Annotated in this window: 4 protein-coding genes; all 4 read right to left on the reverse strand. The window is 70.1% G+C overall.

Annotated features, from left to right (window positions below; all coding sequences use genetic code 11):
* Positions 1 to 91: 91 nt before the first annotated feature.
* A complete protein-coding gene (locus tag ACWDRW_RS40205) occupies positions 92 to 247 on the reverse strand; it encodes a hypothetical protein (protein WP_451733522.1) in 156 nt (51 codons plus the stop codon).
* A gap of 167 nt (positions 248 to 414) precedes the next feature.
* Entirely contained in the window at positions 415 to 1710 is a 1296-nt protein-coding gene (locus ACWDRW_RS40210; protein ID WP_451733525.1) for an MFS transporter, read from the reverse strand.
* The gene (locus ACWDRW_RS40215) at positions 1707 to 2246 is read right to left on the reverse strand and encodes an ArsR/SmtB family transcription factor (protein WP_451733527.1); all 540 of its coding nucleotides are present in this window, start codon (positions 2244 to 2246) and stop codon (positions 1707 to 1709) included. Before ACWDRW_RS40215 ends, ACWDRW_RS40210 begins: the two co-directional genes overlap by 4 nt.
* A gap of 305 nt (positions 2247 to 2551) precedes the next feature.
* Positions 2552 to 2923, reverse strand: a complete 372-nt coding sequence (locus tag ACWDRW_RS40220) for a hypothetical protein (protein WP_451733529.1) — start codon at positions 2921 to 2923, stop codon at positions 2552 to 2554.
* Between the last annotated feature and the right edge of the window lie 379 nt (positions 2924 to 3302).

The following is a 3302-nucleotide window of genomic DNA, read 5'->3' on the forward strand; positions in this document are numbered from 1 at the left end:
GCCAAGCAGGCGACGGCCGAACCGACGAACCTGAACACCCGTCAACCCGCTCTGACCAGCTGATCAACACCTACCGCACGGCGGGGGAACCTCAGCCGGCCAGCTCCACCAGGCCCTGGGACAGCAGCATCTCCACGGCCTGCCGATTGCCCTGAGGTACGCCCGTCTCCAGCACCCAGCCATGGCGGCACACCGCGCTGTCAACCCATTCCAGGATGGCCAGCACCGTCTGCCTGTTCCCCGCCATCAACAGCCCTCGCTGCCACACCCTTGCTCTGCCCAACCGCCGCGACCTCCACGTTCGACGGCAGCCGCTCGTCATGACAAAGCATGGCGCCTTCACGCGTTGCTCGGCGCTCGTCGCGTCCCGCGGGGCCCAACACCCTGACTTGTTGTGACTCGGCGCGGCAGGGGTCACAACCGGCCGGGTGCGCTCTCTTGGGCGGTATCCGTGGATGCCGGGAGATCCGGAGCATCGGCCGGCGCGGCAGCGCGCAGTGCCGCTTCGACCCGGCGGTTGTTGGTCATGGACGCCGTGACGGCGGTCATCGCCAGGAGGAGGACGGCGGCGGCGTACAGCGGGGTGCGGATGTCGTAGGCGGTGGCCAGCCAACCGCCGAGGAAGGCCCCGAGGGGGGCGGCGCACATGGCCAGCATGCGGGAGGTGGAGGCGACCCGGCCGATGAGGTGGGCCGGGACGATCGCCTGCCGGAGGGAGGGTCCGAGCACCATCGTGGCGCCCATTCCGGCTCCGCAGACGGCGAGCGCGAGGCCGGCGACGTAGGGGTTCGGGGCGGCGGCGAGGCCCAGGATGGCGAGCCCTTCGACGGCGGCCGTGCAGGTCAGTGCGGTCCCGGTGCCGAGCCGTCGGCCGAGGTAGGAGGCGATTGCCGCACCCAACAGTCCGCCGGTGGCCTCTGCCGTGAGGAGCAGGCCGAAGCCGTACGTGTCGATGCCGAGGCGGTCGTGCGCGAACAGGGCGAGAACCGTCTCCACGGCGAGGAAAGCGATGTTCCCGACCGCCGGGCGGAGCGCGAGCCCGAGCAGCAGCCGGTCCCGGAAGACGTACGCGGCCCCGGCCCGCGCCTGCCTGAGCAGCGACTCGCGGATCTCCGGCACCGGACGGGGCATCGCGGGAAGCGACCGTACGAGCAGCGCGGAGAGCAGGAACGACACCGCGTCGGCGAGCAGCGGTACCGCCCGGCCGAGCGCGAGCAGCGCGCTGCCGGCGGGCGGACCGGCGAAGCCGGACATGGCGGTCTGGGCGCCGCGCAGGCGGGAGTTGGCGCGTTCCAGGAGCGCGGGGTCACGGCCGAGCAGATCCGGCAGATAGGCCGTGGCGGCCGTGTCGAAGAAGAGTCCGCCGAGTCCGAGCAGGAAGGCGACGGCCGCGAGCAGCGCGATGCTCAGCAGGTCGAGCGCGGCCGCCGCCACGGGTATCGCGAGCAGCATCGCGCGGGCCGCGTCCATGACCCACATCGTGCGCCGACGGTCCCAGCGGTCCACCAGCGCGCCGCCGAGTATGCCGAAGAGCAGCCAGGGCAGCGTACCGGCGGCCGTGACGACGGCGAGCGCCATCGGATCCCGCGTCAACGTCAGCGCGAGCAGGGGCAGCGCGGCGTGGGACACCCCGTCGCCGAGTGAGGAGATCGTCTGCGCGGTCCACAGCCGTCCGAACCCCGACGGCAACTTCCGTATGGCTGACGTCACTTGGCATCCCCCTCGGACCGGTTGCGCGGGGCCGGGTGGAACAGCGCGAAGACCAGCGAGGAGTCCGGCAGCGAGGGATCGGACAGCTCCCGGTACTCGTCCGCCAGTGCCTGCAGGCGCGCTCCCAACTCCGCGAACTGCTCGTCGGTGAGCCGCAGATGGGCCATCCGGACGTGTCGTTCGCCGTCCACCGGCGACGCCTCCAGGTCCGCCACCGCATGCCGCATCAGCACATCCGGTCCGCCCTCGCCCGGATCCGGCAACACGATCGACCGCGCGGCCATCGCGTAGTACCGCTCCGTGACTCCCCGCACCTTCCTGGTCCGGACCACCTTCACCAGGCCGGCCCGCTCCAGCAGCCGCACGTGATAACTGGAACTCCCCTTCGCAAGGCCCACCCGCTCGGCGATCTGCGTGATCGTCGCCGGCTCGAAGCGGAGCACGGCCATGATCCGGTGGCGCGTGAGATTGGAGACGGCGCGCAGCTGCTCGTCCGTGGTGACGTGAAACGTCTCGGGAAGGTCATCGGTAGGCATACGAGCAATGGTCAACAAGCCTTGACCATTACGCAAGGGCATTTCGCGCACGCCTGGCCGAAAGTGGTCGGTCACGTGCCGTGCGGTCGGCGGACGGCACGTGCCTCGTCGTGCCGGCCGAGGGACGCGGAGGAGGCCATCAGCACTCCGACGAGTGGCAGTTCACGTCGATGAGGTGTTCGACGTAGGCCTCGAGTCCGGCGTATGCCCCAAGGCTCTGGTGGCGGCCTTGCCCATGGTGTCGGGACGGAAGGCGAAGTGCTTGAGGCAGTTCGCCGCACTGCCGGGGTATCCGCAGCGGCCGCTCACATCAGCGAAGGCAGGAGCCCGACCTCCGGTGCCAGCACTCCGGGTTGGCCGAGGGCGAGGAAGTCGCTCGCCACCGCTGCCAGGTCCAGGACGCCGGCGCGCACGGCCTGGTACCGGACGATCGACCACAGGAAGACGTCCACGCTGTCGAACTTTGTGTGAGGCTCGATGACTTCCTCCTCGTGAAGCCACACACCGACCCGGCCAGTGGCGAGCACGACGTAGTAGTTGCCGCCGCCGTCGGCGCCGACGGACCACACGTCCTCGTCGGAAAGCTCTGTCTCGTAGTCGGAGTCGAGGATCCGGCAGTCGTTGGCCCCGAACCCGAAACCGTAGGACCAGTCGTGGATGTCGAGGATCTGGGGCATGGTTCCCGACCGGACCCGGCGGTCGAACCCGGCAAGGGCGGTCGCGGCAGCGCGGGGAAGCCTGGCGAGGAATGGTGCCACCGGGCGAGTCGCCCCCGGTATCTCGGCACGGGGTCGGTCGGCGAATCAGCGGGACAGGTCGGCGTCCAGGTCGCGGACCACATACCCGGCCAATTGATCAACGGTGAGCGACGTGCGGTGAGGCTAGTCGAGGGACGCACCACGGGCGCCCTGGGGCTGACCGTCCGCGGGACGAGCCGGCTCTGCGAAAGGCAACAGGGACCCGGCTGTGCCGGGTCCCTGTCTTTGGTAGCGGGGACAGGATTTGAACCTGCGACCTCTGGGTTATGAGCCCAGCGAGCTACCGAGCTGCTCCACC

This window comes from Streptomyces sp. NPDC003635, from assembly GCF_053587635.1.

Coding starts and splice junctions, on each gene's coding strand:
- ACWDRW_RS40205 (WP_451733522.1), bottom strand. CDS start 247: ATGGCGGGGAACAGGCAGACGGTGCTGGCCATCCTGGAATGGGTTGAC.
- ACWDRW_RS40220 (WP_451733529.1), bottom strand. CDS start 2,923: ATGCCCCAGATCCTCGACATCCACGACTGGTCCTACGGTTTCGGGTTC.
- ACWDRW_RS40215 (WP_451733527.1), bottom strand. CDS start 2,246: ATGCCTACCGATGACCTTCCCGAGACGTTTCACGTCACCACGGACGAG.